This is a genomic window from Romboutsia sp. Marseille-P6047 (assembly GCF_900604535.1).
Classification (GTDB): domain Bacteria; phylum Bacillota; class Clostridia; order Peptostreptococcales; family Peptostreptococcaceae; genus Romboutsia_E.
The window spans coordinates 55,314-73,397 of the sequence record NZ_UWOT01000006.1; the positions used below are offsets into that span (position 1 = coordinate 55,314).

At 25.7% G+C, this 18,084-nt stretch carries 16 protein-coding genes and 1 pseudogene; 2 read left to right on the forward strand and 15 right to left on the reverse strand.

Annotated features, from left to right (window positions below; all coding sequences use genetic code 11):
* Nucleotides 1-223: 223 nt before the first annotated feature.
* From EIH23_RS07850 to EIH23_RS07875, 6 genes are all read right to left on the reverse strand, one after another.
* On the reverse strand, nt 224-733 hold the full coding sequence (locus tag EIH23_RS07850) for a GNAT family N-acetyltransferase (protein WP_122639695.1): 510 nt from the start codon (nt 731-733) through the stop codon (nt 224-226).
* Between the two features lie 143 nt (nt 734-876).
* A complete protein-coding gene (locus tag EIH23_RS07855; RefSeq protein ID WP_122639697.1) occupies nt 877-1,710 on the reverse strand; it encodes a peptidoglycan recognition protein family protein in 834 nt (277 codons plus the stop codon).
* A 245-nt stretch (nt 1,711-1,955) separates the two neighbouring features.
* Nucleotides 1,956-3,068, reverse strand: coding sequence for an AI-2E family transporter (locus EIH23_RS07860; RefSeq protein ID WP_122639699.1), 1,113 nt, complete (start codon nt 3,066-3,068; stop codon nt 1,956-1,958).
* Nucleotides 3,069-3,279: 211 nt separating this feature from the next.
* Nucleotides 3,280-5,598 (reverse strand): hydratase, encoded by a 2,319-nt coding sequence (locus EIH23_RS07865; protein ID WP_122639701.1) that lies wholly within the window; start codon nt 5,596-5,598, stop codon nt 3,280-3,282.
* 328 nt (nt 5,599-5,926) lie between these two features.
* The gene (locus tag EIH23_RS07870) at nt 5,927-6,382 is read right to left on the reverse strand and encodes a hypothetical protein (protein ID WP_122639702.1); all 456 of its coding nucleotides are present in this window, start codon (nt 6,380-6,382) and stop codon (nt 5,927-5,929) included.
* 213 nt (nt 6,383-6,595) lie between these two features.
* The gene (locus EIH23_RS07875; protein ID WP_122639704.1) at nt 6,596-7,162 is read right to left on the reverse strand and encodes a hypothetical protein; all 567 of its coding nucleotides are present in this window, start codon (nt 7,160-7,162) and stop codon (nt 6,596-6,598) included.
* A 354-nt stretch (nt 7,163-7,516) separates the two neighbouring features.
* Between EIH23_RS07875 and EIH23_RS07880 the strand changes: the two genes are divergently transcribed.
* Complete coding sequence (locus EIH23_RS07880; protein ID WP_122639706.1) at nt 7,517-8,368, forward strand: Cof-type HAD-IIB family hydrolase; 852 nt, start codon at nt 7,517-7,519, stop codon at nt 8,366-8,368.
* A 64-nt stretch (nt 8,369-8,432) separates the two neighbouring features.
* A complete protein-coding gene (locus tag EIH23_RS07885) occupies nt 8,433-9,284 on the forward strand; it encodes a MurR/RpiR family transcriptional regulator (RefSeq protein WP_122639708.1) in 852 nt (283 codons plus the stop codon).
* Between the two features lie 22 nt (nt 9,285-9,306).
* On the opposite strand, the gene EIH23_RS07890 is transcribed toward EIH23_RS07885, so the two are convergent.
* The 9 genes and pseudogenes from EIH23_RS07890 to EIH23_RS07925 all read right to left on the reverse strand — a co-directional run bounded on the left by EIH23_RS07890 (nt 9,307) and on the right by EIH23_RS07925 (nt 17,990).
* A complete protein-coding gene (locus tag EIH23_RS07890; protein WP_122639710.1) occupies nt 9,307-10,164 on the reverse strand; it encodes a deaminase domain-containing protein in 858 nt (285 codons plus the stop codon).
* 296 nt (nt 10,165-10,460) lie between these two features.
* Nucleotides 10,461-10,682, reverse strand: coding sequence for a hypothetical protein (locus EIH23_RS17095; protein ID WP_243113351.1), 222 nt, complete (start codon nt 10,680-10,682; stop codon nt 10,461-10,463).
* Nucleotides 10,683-10,889: pseudogene (locus EIH23_RS17190) on the reverse strand (GNAT family N-acetyltransferase); the annotation flags it as partial.
* A 330-nt stretch (nt 10,890-11,219) separates the two neighbouring features.
* On the reverse strand, nt 11,220-12,581 hold the full coding sequence (locus tag EIH23_RS07900) for a bifunctional metallophosphatase/5'-nucleotidase (protein WP_243113352.1): 1,362 nt from the start codon (nt 12,579-12,581) through the stop codon (nt 11,220-11,222).
* Nucleotides 12,582-12,654: 73 nt separating this feature from the next.
* Nucleotides 12,655-13,917, reverse strand: coding sequence for an ABC transporter substrate-binding protein (locus EIH23_RS07905; protein ID WP_195251926.1), 1,263 nt, complete (start codon nt 13,915-13,917; stop codon nt 12,655-12,657).
* Between the two features lie 15 nt (nt 13,918-13,932).
* A complete protein-coding gene (locus EIH23_RS07910; RefSeq protein WP_122639713.1) occupies nt 13,933-15,228 on the reverse strand; it encodes an MBL fold metallo-hydrolase in 1,296 nt (431 codons plus the stop codon).
* Nucleotides 15,212-16,030, reverse strand: coding sequence for a carbohydrate ABC transporter permease (locus EIH23_RS07915; protein WP_122639715.1), 819 nt, complete (start codon nt 16,028-16,030; stop codon nt 15,212-15,214). Before EIH23_RS07915 ends, EIH23_RS07910 begins: the two co-directional genes overlap by 17 nt.
* Nucleotides 16,031-16,038: 8 nt before the next feature.
* Nucleotides 16,039-16,920, reverse strand: a complete 882-nt coding sequence (locus EIH23_RS07920) for a carbohydrate ABC transporter permease (protein WP_122639717.1) — start codon at nt 16,918-16,920, stop codon at nt 16,039-16,041.
* Complete coding sequence (locus EIH23_RS07925; RefSeq protein ID WP_122639719.1) at nt 16,920-17,990, reverse strand: ABC transporter ATP-binding protein; 1,071 nt, start codon at nt 17,988-17,990, stop codon at nt 16,920-16,922. The genes EIH23_RS07920 and EIH23_RS07925 overlap by 1 nt, the downstream gene beginning before the upstream one ends.
* Nucleotides 17,991-18,084 lie beyond the last annotated feature (94 nt).

The following is an 18,084-nucleotide window of genomic DNA, read 5'->3' on the forward strand; positions in this document are numbered from 1 at the left end:
AGTATATTTTACTATATATTTACTTAATTATTATATTATTTTTACCTAAAATAATATAAATTCTATACTGTCATACATTTCTAATTCTTATTCTATGAAATTTATTTAAAGTTATAAAAAAGTGTAGTTAAGATTGTGTTCTCACAAGCTTAACTACACTCATAACAATAGTATCCGACTTCTATTTAACTATGAATAAATTAAATTTTATTATTTCTTTATATTATATACTTAGAATCTTCTCAAAAGCTATTCTTTTACTTCCATCGTCTAAAAGTACCAATCCACAATACTTAAATCTATTTTTATTAAGTGATCTTTGCATTGATATATTTTCCTCATGTGTATCTATCCTTATACTATTAATTCCTTTGTCTAAACAAATTTTCTCTACATATCTAATAATTTCAGATAATAAACCTAATCCTTTATAGGCATTATCTACTGCTACTCTATGAATAACAGCATAATCGTCATTACTTAACCACTCACCATCATAAATAGAATCATATGTACTTTCTCCATCAAAAGAAATAGCTGCTGTAGCTACAATTTCATTATCTTTTAATAATACATAACTATATTCATTTTCAATATCATTATTTATAGTTTCAATATTAGGATAGTTGTTTTGCCATTGATCTATCCCTTGTTCTTTAAAATAAACTTGAGCTTGATTGATAATATTCATTATACCAAACACATCTTCATTAATTGCTCTCCTAAACTTCATACTAATTCTCCTTTTTAATATATCTTAATAAATATATATACTCTTCAATAGATATACCATAATATCTATTTTTAATCAATAAAAAGAGAATCTATATCTTAATATAGATTCTCTTTTTATTACTTATATACTACAAATTTATATTACATATTAAACAATTTTTTCCAGCTGTCAGGGCCAAAAAGTCCATCTATAGCTAATCCATTATTTTTTTGATATTCTTTTATTCTAGCAATAGTTTTAGGTCCACAACTTCCATCTATATCTAAATCTCCTAAAGCTTCTTGTAATAAAGATACAAGAGTTCCTTTCGTTATATATCCTTTTCCTACAACTCTATTTTTTACGGCTGCATAAGTTTTCGGACCTACATAACCATCAACATTTAGTTTTGCACTATAAGCATTGTTTAAATAAGTTTGTAACTCTTTAACCCAATCAGATTTTGTATTAGGTGAGATATGAATTATGTTACCATTATCATCATCTGAAGTACTTCTATTCATTTTATTTTTAACATCATTTTTAAACTTAATCCAAGCATTTGGATTATCTACAAACCATTTTGGACAAATTTTTCTTGTTATATCATAATGTCTAATCATATCATCAGTTGGGTCTAGATTATATTTTTCACATAAATAAGCACCTAATTCTACCATTGAGTTATAAGTAGCATCATTATAATGCCCATCACTTGTAGGATGGCAACATTCTATACCTATACTATAGCTATTTGCACTATTAGTTGTGTAAGCTATCTCATCATCTGGAACTATATAAAGTATTTCTCCTTTTAATCCTAGTATATAGTGAGAACTAGCATATACCTTACTATTTTGAAAATAATTTCTATTAGCTGATGCGCTACTTCCAGGATTTGCAACATAGTGCCATGCTATTTTTGTAGTTTTACTTCTCTTAGTCCCTGGTCTTGAATATTTATTTATAGTTAAAAAATTAGTTGTTATATTCAAATATTTATACCTCCATATATTTGGTATTATTTCTATAAGTTTTAATTAAAGGTAGCAAAATTAGGCATATTTGAGCCTATTATAATATATGAAAATCATTTTTCTAATGATACTTTTATTATAAGTTTTATTCATTATATTTTATTAACATAATTACATCTACTAGGAGTTTATATTTTAGGAATGTTTAAAATAAAAAAGTCATGATTTTATTAATTTTAAATCATAACTTTTTTATTTTATAACTACTTTTTATGCTTAATTCTCTTATTTACATAATCTCCAAATAACTCATAAATAACACTTACAAGAGGCATGCCTATTATCATACCTATAACTCCAAATAAATTTCCTCCAACTATAATTGCAAATAATATCCATAACGAAGGAAGTCCTAAAGAATTACCAACAACTATTGGATATACAAATTTTCCATCTAACTGCTGAATACTTATGATAAGTACTAAAAATAATATAACTGCTGAAGGCTTTACCATAAGTATAATAAATGCTGATATCAAAATACCTACATATGTACCAAATATGGGTATAAAATTAAGTATAGGTATCATTATGCTTATAAGTAATGCATACGGTATTTTTACAAATGAAAATACTATAAAAAATATAGTTCCAAGAATTAATCCATCTGTAGATTGACCTAAAATAAATTTAGAGAATTTACGATTAGCTAACTTTAAAATATACATAATTTTCTCACATACTTTTTCACTAAAAAATGCATATATAACTTTTTTGAATTGTAATGCAAGGGTATCTTTAGTAAGCAATATATACATAGCTATTATTATTCCTAAGAAAAAATTAATAAACAAATTTGTAATACCAAGTGTAAAGTTAAATAAATTCGATATAAACATATTCATTAAGTTACCAATATAAGACATCGACTTCTGAACCATTGAAGGAATATCTATCTTAATATCATTAAATATATTTAATTTATCTGATTTTTCCATTATAAAACTTTGAACTGAACTTATATAATCTGGTATGCTATTAGTTAAAGTAGTTACACTCTCTATAAGTTGAGGCGCTATATAATTTATAAACGCAGCTATTACCAGACAAATTAATATTAAAGTTAATGCCAACGCTATTGTTCTTGATAAATTTTCATATTTCTTATGACTTTTCAGAAGTGGTTTTACTAATTTTTCTTCTATAATTTTCATTGGTATATTTATTAAAAATGCGATTACTCCACCGATTATAAATGGTTTAAATGCAATTATTATCCTACTTATTATACTTGGTACAAGCGCTGGCTTTATAATAAACAAGAGAAATATCATTATATATGTAGCTAATAAAAATTGATTTTTTAATTTAATCATTATTTCCTCCTATAATCCATACTTCTTACATTATTTATATTCTTCCTATTTTGTAATAAATTATATATTATTTAAATTCTTTTAAATTAAATTCTCTGTACACTGTATATCAAGAAAGCTTTAGCACAGTATGTTACTTATCTATTAAATTTGTATTAAAAAATGGTGAATTTATTATAAATTCACCATTTCAATAACTTCCATATCAAGATTAAATATGCTGTGCCTTAACTGTATCTAAGTTACGACTTCTATTGTAATTTATTAGAGATCCTGCCTTAATTATTTCTCTTTCTTCATATGTCATATTAGATATATATAAGTTTATTTCTTTTACTTCATTTCCTATTACATAAGCCTTTATATTCTCCATATCTTTATCTAGTAATTGCCTTATGTTAGGAACAAATATATAATCCCCTATATTAAACTCTGGTTCTTCATTAGTTTGAAATGGTATCATTCCCCAATTTATAACATTAGATCTATAACGCTTAGTTGCATATTCTTTACAAATATTAGCGAGCCCACCTATAACTCTTTGACAACTTGCTGCTTGCTCACGAGCTGAACCATCACCTGGTTTGTTACAGTAAATAACGCTTCCTATTTCTATATCTTCAATATTTATATTACTGAAATTATCTATTGATTTTATCTTCTTATAAGCTTCAGCCAAATCAAAATCCTTTTCTATAGGATTTCCGCCATTTATTCTATACTTTTCTACTTCATATATTTCTTTTGCTCTTGGTACATACCTCTCATCTCTTCTTGATAGTGTAAACTCTGCTAGACCTAGGGGATTAGACCTAAATGCAGATGTCTCTCCTGAGGGTATTAACTCATCCGTAGTTGTTACTTCATCCATTATTTTAGAACAAACTTTTAATAATATATTGTCTGTAAGTTTACTCATTTTAGGCCAATCTTTTATATTAGGACCATATACTAACTTAGCTTCTTTATTAGGTTTACTGTATCCATCATAAACTCTATTTAGATATGATATTTGATTAAATTCATAACTATAATTATCTAAGTAATCTATATCAAAATCAGTAGCTGGTGTTAATATTCTTCCATTAGCTGCAGTTGACGCTATACTTCTTGCATCCATTAATGCAACATATGATAACTGATTGTTTCCTGGCTTTGAACCTTCTCGATTTGGAAAATTTCTTGTTGTGTGTCTTATACTAAATGACCCATTCGCTGGAGTATCCCCGGCTCCAAAACAAGGTCCACAGAAAGCAGTTTTTATTATTACCCCTGAATTTATAAGTTCTATTGCAGCTCCACTTTTGATAAGCTCTGACATAATAGGTTGCGATGATGGATATATTGATAAAGAAAATTCTCCATTTCCGCAACTTTTATTCTTTATTATTTTTGAAGCTTCCATTATATTACTATATGTTCCACCAGCACAACCTGCAATTATTCCTTGATCTACTCTTAACTTACCATCTACTATTTTATCTTTTAAATTAAATTCAATTTCTTGGTTATCAAATAATTTATTTGCTTCTTCTTCTATTTCTTTTAATACTGTTTTTAAATTATTATTTAAGTAGTCTATTTCATAAACATTACTCGGATGAAATGGTAATGCTATCATTGGTTTTATAATACTTAAATCTACGTATATCATTCCATCATAATAAGCTACTTCATCTGGATTTAACTCAGCATAATCTTCTTCTCTATTATGAACTTTTAAGTACATTCTAACCTCTTCATCGGTTCTCCATATAGAAGTTAAACAAGTAGTTTCTGTTGTCATAACATCTATTCCATTTCTAAAATCAACAGAAAGATTAGATATTCCAGGACCTACAAATTCCATTACTTTATTTTTAACATATCCACTTTTAAATACTTTACCTATTATAGCTAAAGCTATATCTTGTGGACCTACACCTTTTTGTGGCTTTCCAGTTAAGTATACCCCTACTACTTCTGGGTAACTAATATCGTAAGTACTACATAGTAATTGCTTAACTAGCTCCCCACCACCTTCTCCAATAGCCATAGTTCCAAGCGCTCCATAACGAGTATGGCTATCAGAACCTAAAATCATTTTCCCACATCCTGCCATCATTTCTCTCATATATTGATGAATAACAGATATATGAGGAGGAACATATATTCCTCCATATTTTTTAGCTGCTGATAGTCCAAACATGTGATCATCTTCATTTATTGTCCCCCCTACTGCACATAATGAGTTGTGACAGTTAGTAAGTACATATGGTATTGGAAATTTCCTCATCCCTGATGCCTTAGCTGTCTGAATTATACCAACAAAAGTTATATCATGTGATGCCATAGCATCAAATTTAATCTTAAGTCTATCCATGTTATCTGAAATATTATGATTACTTAAAATTGAATATGTTATAGTACCTTTTTTAGCTTCATATTTTTTTAAATTTAATTTAAGCGAATTTACTTTTTCTGTATCTTCTTCTGATACTATCTCCATACCCTTAAGCAAATACGCTCCTTTCTTATATACAGATATCATATATATTATTTCCCCCTTTTAATATAAATTCTATATGCCAATTATATAAGTTTTAATACATTAACTCTTTAACTGATAGACTTATCATTTTCTTTATATTATAGTACATTTTTACTTTTATTCTTGAAATTACCTTTTATCTATAAATTTATTAATAAATTTTATAAATTAAAAATTAAAAATTATGTTTATAATGAATATGTATTTGTTATATATAAAGCTTTTTAAATAATAAAATTAAACCTAGCTTATATTTAAAATATAAGTTAGGTTTAATTTATTTTAATCTAAGAAACTAGATTCTTAGATTAATCTATTTTCATACTATCTATTTCCATGCTTTATCTTTTTTACAAGGATACATATCTTTCCATTTTGATTTATCATCATCTTTATCCATAGGCTTACATCCACAATCAAATTCAGGTTTTTGTCCATGTTCTTTTTCACAGCCTTTTACTGTAGTTGATCCTAAATATTCGCATCCTTCATATACTGTTTCTTGACTATAGTGATATATATTCACATCTCTATAATAGTCTTTTACATGGTTGCATTCTTTAACATAATAATTGTTATATCTAGTGTAGTAATTTTCATAATAATTATCTTTTCTTATATTACATTCTTTACCTTGTATTTCTCTATATTTTTTATATCTTTTTACATCATTATAATTACATTCATGTTCATCATGTTTATATCCTTTTTCTTCATAATCATTATATCTATAATCCTTATTTTTATACTCTTTATAATTATCTCTATCGCAACAATAACCCATTGTCTTACCTCCATAATAATAATAATATATATTTGATAGCTTTTAACTTCTATCCATATATAATATGACTTTATTATAAATATTGTTAATATATTTTTCATTTTTTTACTTTTTTAGACATGTATAGATTTAAATATTCAACTCAAACTTATATTTAGCTTATATGTTTAGGATGAACATATTCAATCTATGAAACTAGATTTTTATTTTAATCTACTTCCATGCTCCACCTTTTTTGCAAGGACACATATCTTTCCATTTTAATTTATCATCATCTTTATCCATAGGTCTATATCCACAATCAAATTCATCTTTTTGTCCATATTCTTTTTCAAATTTTGGACCAAAGTCTTGTTCATATTTTTCTCCATATCCTTTTTCAAATTTTGGACCGAAGTCTTGTCCATCTTTTTGTCCATATCCTTTTTCACAATCTTTTACTGTAGTTGATCCTAAATATTCACATCCTTCATATATTGTTTCTTGACTATAATGATATATATTTACATCTCTATAATAATCTTTTACATGATTACATTCTTTTGTATAATAGTTATTATATCTAGTATAGTAATTATCATAATAATTATCTTTTCTCATATTACATTTTTTACCTTGTACTTCTTTATAATTTTTATATCTTTTTACATCATTATAATTGCATTCATGTTCTCCATGTTTATATCCTTTTTCTTCATAATCATCATATTTATATCCATAATCTCTATTTCTATCATTTTTATACTCTTTATAATTATCTCTATCGCTATAATAAGCCATTATTTTACCTCCATAATATATTGATAGCTTCTAACTGCTATCCATATATATTATGCTTTTATAGTATATTTTGTTAATATTTTTTCCATATTATAAGCTTTTTGTATATTTTTCGATATTATAAGCTTTTTGTATATTTTTCGATATTATATATATTTTTTTCAATAATCATTATAAATATATATATAGATTTATAAATTTAACTTTTGTTAAGTTTATTTTATTCTGTGATAAATTTATTTCATTGTTTTCTTATTTTCTTATTTGTTTTTGACATATATTATTCATTTTTAATTCATTATATTTATTTATAAAATAATACCGATATAATTAAAATAGACAGGGGGAATTTTTATGAATAATATAAAAGTGATTATTATGGATGTTGATGGAACATTAACTAATAATAAAAAAATAATAACTAAAAAAACTAAAGATGCTTTAATTAATGCACAAAAATCAGGAGCAAAATTAGTTTTAGCTTCTGGAAGACCTACATCTGGCTTAATAGATTTTGCTAAAGAATTGAAAATGGATAAAAATAATGGTCTTTTAGTTTCTTTTAATGGATCTAAAGTTGTTTATTGCCAAACTAACAAGGTTTTATTTAATGAAACTATTAGCATTGAACATGGACAAGCTGTACTAGAACATCTAAAGAAATTTAAGGTTAAGCCTATGATTGATAAAGAAGATTACTTATACGTAAATAATGTTTTTGATAATGAAATAGAACATGATGGTAAACCTTTTAATGTGATTCAGTACGAATCTCGTGGTGGTAACTTTAAGTTATGTGAAGAACACGATCTAGCTAGCTTTGCCACCTATCCTTTAAATAAAATTTTAACTGCTGGTGATTCTAAGTACCTTAAAGAAAATTATATAGAAATAATGGAACCATTTAAAGATATTTTAAGTTGTATGTTTACCTCACCTTTCTACTTTGAATTTACAGCTAAAGGAATTGATAAAGCTAAGGCACTAGATAGCGTATTAGTACCTATGGGTTACAAAAGTGATGAAATGATTGCTTTTGGAGATGGACACAATGATATATCTATGATTAAATACGTAGGTATAGGAGTAGCAATGGATAATGCTGTTGATGATTTAAAGTCTGTATCTAATAAAATAACTTTATCTAATGAAGATGATGGTATTGCTCATGCATTAAGTGATTATTTTGATTGTATTAATATTTAAATTAGATAAATTTATAACACTAAAATTTTACAAAATACTGTATAATGTTCATGAGGTGATCTTCATGAACATTTTTAATAAATTAAATCAATTAACTAGCTTAACTGAAAATGAAAAAATATTAGCTAAGTATATGCAGAATAATCCTGAGAATTTTATAAAAATGAGTGCAAGTGAAATTAGTGATGCTTGCTTTATTTCAACTTCAACAATTTATAGATTATGCCAAAAGCTAGATTTATTAGGTTTGTCAGATTTAAAAATACAGGTTTCTTCATCTATTAATGAATATCTTAATGAAAAAAACGTAATCGACTATAACTATCCTTTTAACGGAAATGAAACACAATATGAAGTCATATTAAAGATGAAAGAACTATATGAACAAACCCTTATATCTTCATTAAATTTAATAGATATTAATCAGTTAAATTTAATTTCTAATGCGTTAAAAGACTCCAAGCATATAGACTTTTATACATCTGCTGGTAATATTTACTTTGCTGAAAATTTTAAGTTCCAGATGCAAGAAATAGGAAGATTGATCAATGTTCCTATAGAAGAATATCATCAGCGTTTAACAGCTTCTAGTAGTGATGAAAATCATGTTGCAATAATAGTATCATTTGAAGGAAGGGGTGCTATAATGCAAAATATAGCTGAAATATTAAAAAATAATAAAACACCTATTATTTTAATTTCTTCTACTAATGAAAACCCTCTTAATAAATATGCAACTTATCAATTATATCTAAGCTCAAATGAAAACCATTTCAATAAAATCTCATCATTTTCAACAAGGCTATCCTTATTATACATTTTAGATTGTATGTATACACAATTTTTTAAATTGAATTATAATGCAAATATAAAATATAAACTAAATACATATAATAAATTATCTAATAAAAAATAAATATATTTTTATTCTAATTTATTTACACTTCTCCATATTTTTTAATATATTTTATTTTTACATTTATATCTGGATGCTCATTACAAAACTGATTAATTACAAAATAACAACTTGGGCATGGTTCCCACTTACTATATAACGTAAGATTTCCTTTGTTTCTTAATTCTTTAGATTGTATTTTTTTATGTATTTCTTCAAAGATCTTTTTTTCACTGTCATTAATTCTATTGTAACCTATGCCTAATTTTCCTAACTTATTAACTTTGCTACTTCTAAAAAATTGCTTATCTATTGGCGGTGCTTTACAATAATCTACAATTTCATTACTACCACTTATTGCCTTAAATTCTTGATTATCATATTCTACTACCGCTATATTTATTGAATCCTGCAGAGTATTACTTTGATTTATTTTAAAAATTTTATCATCTTCACATTTTATGTATTTGTTCATATTTCTTAATAATCTTTTCATTCTTGGTATATTACTATTTATATGTTGATGATACTCAACTGACCCTTTCTCTGGTTTAATATATTTAGAATCTAAATTTTTTGGTATATCCATTAATATTGTTTTAACTTGAGTTTTATCATCATACTTTTCTTCTATATTACTTTGCTTAGAAAGAATCATCTTTTTTAATAATTCTATATCTTTGGAGTATAGATAGTCTTTGCTTATTTTTTCTTCCAACTCATTAATCTTTGACTTTTCATCTTCATTTTCAAATATTAATATTTTTTCCACATAATCAATAAAATGTTTAACATCCCTTGCTCTATAAGTAACCTTAGAATTATCTATACACTGATACAAATAATTTATTAGACTTATATCTACATTAAATATACTTGCAAGTTCTTGCTTATAATTCATTTCATTTAATTGATTTATATTATATCCTTCTTTTTTTAAAGCATTGTTAAAATCTTTTATATTACTTATTTTTATCTTTTCTTTTTTCTATTCTTGTGGTCAATATTCCTTGATGTCATGTCTACCTCATTATTTTTTATAGTTTCATAAGATATTATTTTATCATATTTCTAACTAATTTCTCATATTAAGTTTATCTTGAGATTTATTTTTTCCTTATGATTAAAAAAGAGGCTTAAATACAACATTAAGTATATTTAACCTCTTTCATCTTATAACTTATTCTAATCATAATATTAGTCATTAAATTCTGAATATTCCATTACTACGCTTTTTAAAAATATACAAAATTCATCATATTCTACCTTAGATAGATTTTTATCAAAACTCATTACTTTCAATCTATGTCCATCATATTTTTTTCTATAAGGAGGATGAATATGCTCAAATTCTTGTATCTTAAATCCTAAATTAGAATAAAAGTTTAATCGTTTAATTGATATATCATCTACTGGCATATCAATTTCTAATATAGTAGTTTTATTTTCTTCACAAAATTCTTTTAATATTTTACTTCCATAACTTTTTCCTCTTAAATTTTTATCTATTGCAAAATGCTCTATATACCTATAACTATTAATTTCCCAATAAAATAATATCCCTATTACTTTATTATTATCACAGACAACATTACATTTATATTTTTCATTCTTTAATACATCTATTTGATCTTTTCTGTCCTTCGCTCAAATATAGGGAAACTATTTATATATATATTCATTGCGTCATCATGATAAGGATCTTCTTTTGCTTCTATTCTTATAAACTTCATTCTTTACCTCTTCTAATTTTCGTATATATTATTTGATATATAATATCATGTAAATATATATATATTCAATATCAAAAAATTAGCTTTTATAAAGTAATTTTTTTCATTAACAATAATTTCTATTTTTTGAATATAATCAATAATTACCTCACTCATATCTAAATTAATTTCTTTAACTACTTTACACCCTTCATATGCAGGATAAATAGATGTATTGCTAGCTCTAGTTATTTAAAACAATAGTATAATCTTCATCCATAGAAATATCCTTATTATTTTTTTTCATATAAACAACTCTGTCATAAAAATTTCTAGATAAATCTATTTTATAATCTAAACCACCATAAGTATCATAATTATAATGTTGAACTTTTGGAACAAGAAACTCTTTATTTACTACTACTTTTTTATCTTCAATTACAAAGTAAGTTGCACTTTTTTCAATAGCTTTTTTTAATTGCTTTCCTGTAATAGAAAGTACCTTTGATGTATTTGGGTAAGGATAATTTATCAAAACATCCCTAATAGATATCTTCTTTGAAAATCCTATAGCACTGTCAAATACAGATAAGGCAGAAAAATCAGCACCAGAAACATCTAACTGAACTTGATGTAAGAAATTTATAAAAGGATGACCTTTTAATCTTGCTAAAAATATGTCATCTACTTTCATATCTTTATCAAATTCTCCTATAACTTGATCTAAATAAACTTCTAAATCTTTTTGTGTATCTTTAAATATATTTTCTAGTTTATTATCTATTTCATTATCTAAACTACTAACATCTACTAATTCATAAGTTATATCCTTATTATCAGTGTCTATAATGATTTTGGAAAAGCTTTGTCCATTATTCATTGGCTGAGAACAAATTACATTCTTTATCTTCGTTATAAATGCACGATGCTGGTGTCCACTTAATATCATATTTATAGAGTTAAAGTTTTCTAATAGTTCACTACCTTGATTCTCTTTTGTAAGTGCTTCTGTTGGAGTCATATCTTCATCTAAACTCTTTTCAAATCCTCCATGATAACAAACTATTATAAAATCACATTTATCTTTTAATTCTTCTTCATACTTTTTATATTGTTTTACAGGATCTAAAAAATCTAAATTTCTTATATTTACTTCTTGCTCCCAATTAGGTATATAAGAAGTTGTAAAGCCTATACATCCTATTTTAAAATTTCCAAATTCAAATATTTTATATGGTTTAGTATCAAAAGGAAGACCTTTTATATTAGCATTTATTATCTTATCAGATACTAAGCTATATGCATTTTTTAAGTAATCTAATCCATAATTAAATTCATGATTTCCTAATACATAAACATCATAATTTATAGCTTCTAATCCTTTTATTATAGGATTTTCATTTATATTTTGTTTAGATAAATAATGTGTAAGTGCGGAACCTTGAACTAAATCACCACAGTCTACTTTTAAAGATGCATCAAATTTTTTCTCATCCTTTAATATATAACTAGCAATTTTTAAAAAACCTAATGGTTGATCTTTTACATAGTTTGTAGGATAAATATACCCATGTAAATCACTAGTTTGATATATAACAATTTTCATAAACTTTATTCCTTTCTTATATAATTAAAACTAGGGCGTTATCTTTAGATAAGAAAACGCCCTAGTTACTTATTTATTCCCAAATAGATGTTAAAGTAGATTTAAATGTTTCTAACTTATCTTTAACATCTGATTTTGTATCTGCTAGTATTGATTCTAATACTGTATTAGATTCACGGAATGCACTATCCATACCTTTTATAACTGGATTTGTAAATAAATCACTAGTTGCATCAGCTACAATCGGAGCTATTAAACTTCCTGAATTTTTATATTCATCTGATGTAATAGCACTTTCTCTAACAGGAATATATCCAGTTTTCTTAGCCCAAGCTATTTGATTTTCTTTTGTTGTTAAAAATTTTAAAAATTCATATGCTGCAGTTTTTTGTTCTGCACTTGCACTAGAAAAAACAAATAAATCTGTGCCTTGTTGCATTACTTCTTTTGATGGGTATGGAGCAACACCTATTTCAAATTTATCTCCAACACCTTCTTTTACAAAGGCTTCACCTGCATTAGAACCAACATATAATGCTACTGTTCCATTTCCAAATGGTCCAGATAAGTATTTGTCCGTTCCTGCTATTCTAAAATATCCACCTTTTATTCCATCTAAGTAATAATTTACTGCTTTTAATGATTTATCACTTGTTGGATCTAAATCTTGATTAAATACTACACCTTCATTTTTTAAATATGTTGTATAGTAATTACTTAATGAATCAAATCCTCCACCAACTATTTTCTCTTTTTCATAAATTTCTTTTGATGCCTTTGCAAATTCTTCATATGTTGTTGGTACAGCTATATTTAATTTGTTAAGTAATGTTTTGTTATACCATAAAACTTCTGTTGATTTATTAAAAGGCATTCCATATATCTTACCATCTATTGTTGATGCTTCTCTAAATCCTTTTACTATATCATCATAATTATCAAACTTAATAGTTTCATTTTCTATATATGGTTTTAAGTCAACTACTAAGTTTTCATCTATTGCATTTAATAGCCAATCAGGATAGGCTTGAGTTAACGTTGGTAAATCCTTAGGACTTGCCATTGTCGCAGTTATTTTTTGCTGTAAATCTGGGTAACTAGATTGATTTTGAAGAGTTACAGTTATATTAGGATTTTCCTTTGTAAAATTATTTGCTAATTCTTGTAGTGCTTTTTCTTGGTCACCATTCATTGCATGCCAGAAAGTAATTTCAACAGGATTGTTTAACTCCGTAACTATTTCTTCATTATTACTTAATGTATCTTCTTTTTTTCCAGAACAACCAACCATTAAACTAAGTGATAACACTAGTGGTACTAAAGTCTTAAATTTCATTATTTTATGCCTCCTTTAAATTGTTTGATTTTTCTTTGGTAATAATCTCTCTCCATGCTCGTTATAAAGCTTTTCAGGCTTATAAGAGTGTATTGGAACTAATAGTTTAGGTTTAATTAAATCTATTATCTTTATTAAATCTCTTGGATGAGCATGTCCACTACATGATACTGCTATAAATTCTATATCTTTTTCTTTAAATCTATTTACAAAAGGTTCATAACTAGGATCAAATGGTCCTAGAGGAACTGCATTTGAGTGAATATAAATTCCATTTTCTTTTAATCCATTAAAATCTTTAAGAGCTAAATTATCTAATTGCCACATATATTTACTTTCATCTTTTAATAGCTCTTCAAAACCAATTTCATATTCTGGATTTAATCCATAATCTTTATCATCTAATTTATAGTAATATGATTCATAGTCAGTAGCTTCTTTTAAAACATAAGAATAATATGCATCTAATACAACCTTTCTTGTATTAGTTTTTATTATGTTTAAAATCCTTTCTATATTAGATATATAATAATTAAATGTTATTTGCTTGTTAGGATTATTATTTACAATTTCATTAATTTTTGTTATCAGCTCATTTTCATTACATACGTCATTCTCATCCTTCTCATCATCAAAATCTTTAAATGAAACTGTAACTCCTTCTATTAATAAAACATCACAGTTTTCACTTTCTTTACAAAACTGTAAAGTATCTTTTTCTCTATATCCATGTAATCTTATATCTCCTGTATAAGAAATAACTAAATCAGGAGTTTTTATAAGTAGCCCACATGCACCATATGCATCGTGGTCTACAGGCATAACTTTTACTTTTATTTTTCCTACTTCAATTATTTCATTTTCTTTTACTCCAATTATATCCCTAGTATTTGATTTTCCTTTATTATAAAGAGGAAAGAGAAAATCATTATTTACATTTAATGTATTAAGTAAAGACTTTGTACCTTCTAATGTGTATATGTCTATATTAGGATTCAAGTAATTTATAATTTTTGAATGATCTAAATGCATATGTGATAAAAACACAGCAGTATTTTTAAAATTATCTTCACTTGATTTATATCCCTTAAGAGGAATACTTGGGTCGTACATGTTATTTAAATAAGGTACTAATTTTTCATCTAATAATTCTTGTAAATTAGATGGTTGAAACTTAGAACTTGGATTATATTCACTTCCAAAATCAAAGAATATATGGCTATCTTCATAGACAATTTCTATAATTGTCCCTCCAATAGTTAGTATTCCATTATGAAACGTTATTTTTGTTTTTTTATCCTTTAATACCACTGCTAGCAACTCCTTTAATTATTTCTTTTCTAAATATTAAATATATTATTAATATAGGTACTATCGCTATTGTAGATGCAGCCATTTGTAGCTGAACATTTGTTCCACTTTCTGTTGCAAATGCACTTAATCCATTACTAAGTAATCTCATTTCTTTGCTATTAGTTACAAGTATTGGCCATAAGAAAGAGTTCCATCCACCTATAAAGCTAAGTATTCCCATTGTGAATAATGATGGTTTTATAAGGGGTACTAGTATTCTTGTAATAAATTCTAAGTCACTACATCCATCAACTTTAGCTGCTTTATAATAAGATATAGGAATACTTGAAATATAACCTCTCAAATAAAATATATAAAACACACTTGCTAGTGATGGTACAATTAAAGCTGTGTATGTGTCTAATAATCCTAGTTGTGCTATTGTTTGATAATTTGTAAATACTGTAACTTCATATGGCACCATTAGTAAAGTAACCATTGCCATTGATAGTATATTTTTAAATTTAAACTCTAACTTTACTAGTGCAAATGCTGATAGTACAGATGTTATTAATGTTCCAAGTGTTGATACCCCTGCTACAAAAACTGTATTAAAGAAATATCTAACAAAAGGAGCTTGCTTCATTGCCTCTTTAAAGTTTTGCCATTGAAAAGACTTTGGAAACAATGTTGGAGGTATACTAGTCGCCTCTTGAAAAGTCATTAAGCTTGATAAAATCATATATACAAATGGAAATAATGTTATAATCGCCATAATGAATATAAATATTTTTGCTATAACTGAATTAAATTTTTCCATATTTTCACCTACTTAGATATTTTCTTCAATACATAGTTTTGAATTAACGTAAATATAAGTATAAGAACAAATAATATAACTGCAGCTGCCATACCTTGCCCATATCGATATTCAACGTAGAATTTATTAAAAATATAAAATACTGCTGTAGTAGCACTATCTGCGATTCCCGATTTTCCATTAAATATAGCAAAAACTTGGGCATATACCTTGAATGCATTTATAAAGTTAACCATCAATAAAAATGTAATAATTGGTATCATTTGAGGTAAAGTTATCCTAAAAAATTGCTCTGATTTACTTGCTCCAAACATATCTGCAACCTTATAATAACTTTCATTTACATTTCTAAGTCCTGAAATTAATATTATTATATTAAATGCAAGACCTGACCATATACCAAATATGATTAAGGTAAACATACTCATTTTAGGATTGTCCAAAAAGTTTATTGGCCCCACATTTATAAATCCTAATAGATAGTTTATAAATCCATAATCTTTATTTAGTAAAAATCTAAATACTATCCCTACAGCTATAATACTTGTTAAGTATGGTATGAAAAATATAGTCTCAAAAATATCTTTATATTTAATTTTTTCAAAAATAGTTAATGCTATAATCATTGCAATAATTACACCTATTGGCACTACTGTAAATGCGTACAAAGTTGTATTGATTATTGCTTTATGAAATTTAGGATCACTTAATACTATTTGATAATTTTTAATACCATTAAACACTAAGTTATTTAAAGTACCTTTTTGAAAAGATATAATAAATGTTTTTATCAATGGATATACATGAAATATTATGATTATAATTAAAGATGGTAATAGGTATAACCATGCATGTGGTACATTTTCTGCACTATATTTTAGCTTCTTCATTAGTAAACCCTCGTTCCGTCTTCTTTAAATATATAAATGCCTCCATATTCAATATCAAATCCTACTTCATCTTTTTCACATATACCTTGATTTATATCTGTAATTGATTTTGCATTTTTATTATTAATTTTAAAATTTAATATACAATCTTTACCTATTAATTCAACAGTTTCTATTTTTGCTTTAAATAATGAATTATCACTTACAACAAAATATTCTGCCCTTATACCAATGATATATTTACTTTCATTAAAATCTTCTTTTATTCTATTTTTTGTAAGTAAATTTAAATCTATAGAAAAATCTTTTCCAACTAGCATATCTCCTTCTTTATGCATTTCAAAAATATTGATAATTGGGTTTCCCATAAATTTTGCTACAAATAAGTTTGCTGGTTCTAAATATAAATTTTGAGGTATATCAAATTGTTGTACAATACCTTGATTCATTAGAACTATTCTATCACTTATCGATAAAGCTTCTTCTTGGTCATGAGTTACAAATATTGTAGTAATACCTATTTCTTTTACAAGCCTTCTTATCTCTTCCCTTATTTTTAATCTAAGTCTTGCATCTAAATTACTAAGTGGTTCATCTAAAAGTAATATTTTAGGATTTTGAACAAGTGCTCTTGTTATCGCAACTCTTTGCTGTTGACCTCCAGACATTTCTCCAGGTTTTTTGTTAGCTAATTCTTCTATGCTGGTTATTTTCATATACTCTTTAGCTATTTTCATAGCTTCTTCTTTTGGCTTCTTTTTGTTGCCAACAGTTAAAGGAAACATAACATTTTCTAAAACTGTCATATGTGGATATAGCGCATAATTTTGAAATACTAATCCTATATTACGGTCTTTAGGATGCTTATTTATAATAGATTCATTATCAAATTTAATATCTCCACTTGTAGGATCTAATAGACCCGCTAATAAATTTAATATAGTTGTTTTTCCACATCCACTAGGACCTAGTAAACATATTAGCTCTCCTTCTTTTATTTCAAGGTTAATACTTTTTAATGCTTCATATCCATTATCATAAACTTTTCTTAGTTTATTTATATGTATCATGTATTTCTCACCTCTCATAAAGATATTATTTCTTCAAATTAAGAATCTTATTATTAAATATAAAAAAAAATAGTAGTATTCATTTTTTATGAAT

What these genes read in the sequence shown, in the direction of transcription:
- EIH23_RS07860 (WP_122639699.1), bottom strand. Translation starts at nt 3,068, where the DNA reads ATGATTAAATTAAAAAATCAATTTTTATTAGCTACATATATAATGATA.
- EIH23_RS07850 (WP_122639695.1), bottom strand. Translation starts at nt 733, where the DNA reads ATGAAGTTTAGGAGAGCAATTAATGAAGATGTGTTTGGTATAATGAAT.
- EIH23_RS07905 (WP_195251926.1), bottom strand. Translation starts at nt 13,917, where the DNA reads ATGAAATTTAAGACTTTAGTACCACTAGTGTTATCACTTAGTTTAATG.
- EIH23_RS07880 (WP_122639706.1), top strand. Translation starts at nt 7,517, where the DNA reads ATGAATAATATAAAAGTGATTATTATGGATGTTGATGGAACATTAACT.
- EIH23_RS07865 (WP_122639701.1), bottom strand. Translation starts at nt 5,598, where the DNA reads ATGATATCTGTATATAAGAAAGGAGCGTATTTGCTTAAGGGTATGGAG.
- EIH23_RS07885 (WP_122639708.1), top strand. Translation starts at nt 8,433, where the DNA reads ATGAACATTTTTAATAAATTAAATCAATTAACTAGCTTAACTGAAAAT.
- EIH23_RS07900 (WP_243113352.1), bottom strand. Translation starts at nt 12,581, where the DNA reads ATGAAAATTGTTATATATCAAACTAGTGATTTACATGGGTATATTTAT.
- EIH23_RS07875 (WP_122639704.1), bottom strand. Translation starts at nt 7,162, where the DNA reads ATGGCTTATTATAGCGATAGAGATAATTATAAAGAGTATAAAAATGAT.
- EIH23_RS07915 (WP_122639715.1), bottom strand. Translation starts at nt 16,030, where the DNA reads ATGGAAAAATTTAATTCAGTTATAGCAAAAATATTTATATTCATTATG.
- EIH23_RS07890 (WP_122639710.1), bottom strand. Translation starts at nt 10,164, where the DNA reads ATGAATTATAAGCAAGAACTTGCAAGTATATTTAATGTAGATATAAGT.
- EIH23_RS07920 (WP_122639717.1), bottom strand. Translation starts at nt 16,920, where the DNA reads ATGAAGAAGCTAAAATATAGTGCAGAAAATGTACCACATGCATGGTTA.
- EIH23_RS07870 (WP_122639702.1), bottom strand. Translation starts at nt 6,382, where the DNA reads ATGGGTTATTGTTGCGATAGAGATAATTATAAAGAGTATAAAAATAAG.
- EIH23_RS17095 (WP_243113351.1), bottom strand. Translation starts at nt 10,682, where the DNA reads ATGCCAGTAGATGATATATCAATTAAACGATTAAACTTTTATTCTAAT.
- EIH23_RS07925 (WP_122639719.1), bottom strand. Translation starts at nt 17,990, where the DNA reads ATGATACATATAAATAAACTAAGAAAAGTTTATGATAATGGATATGAA.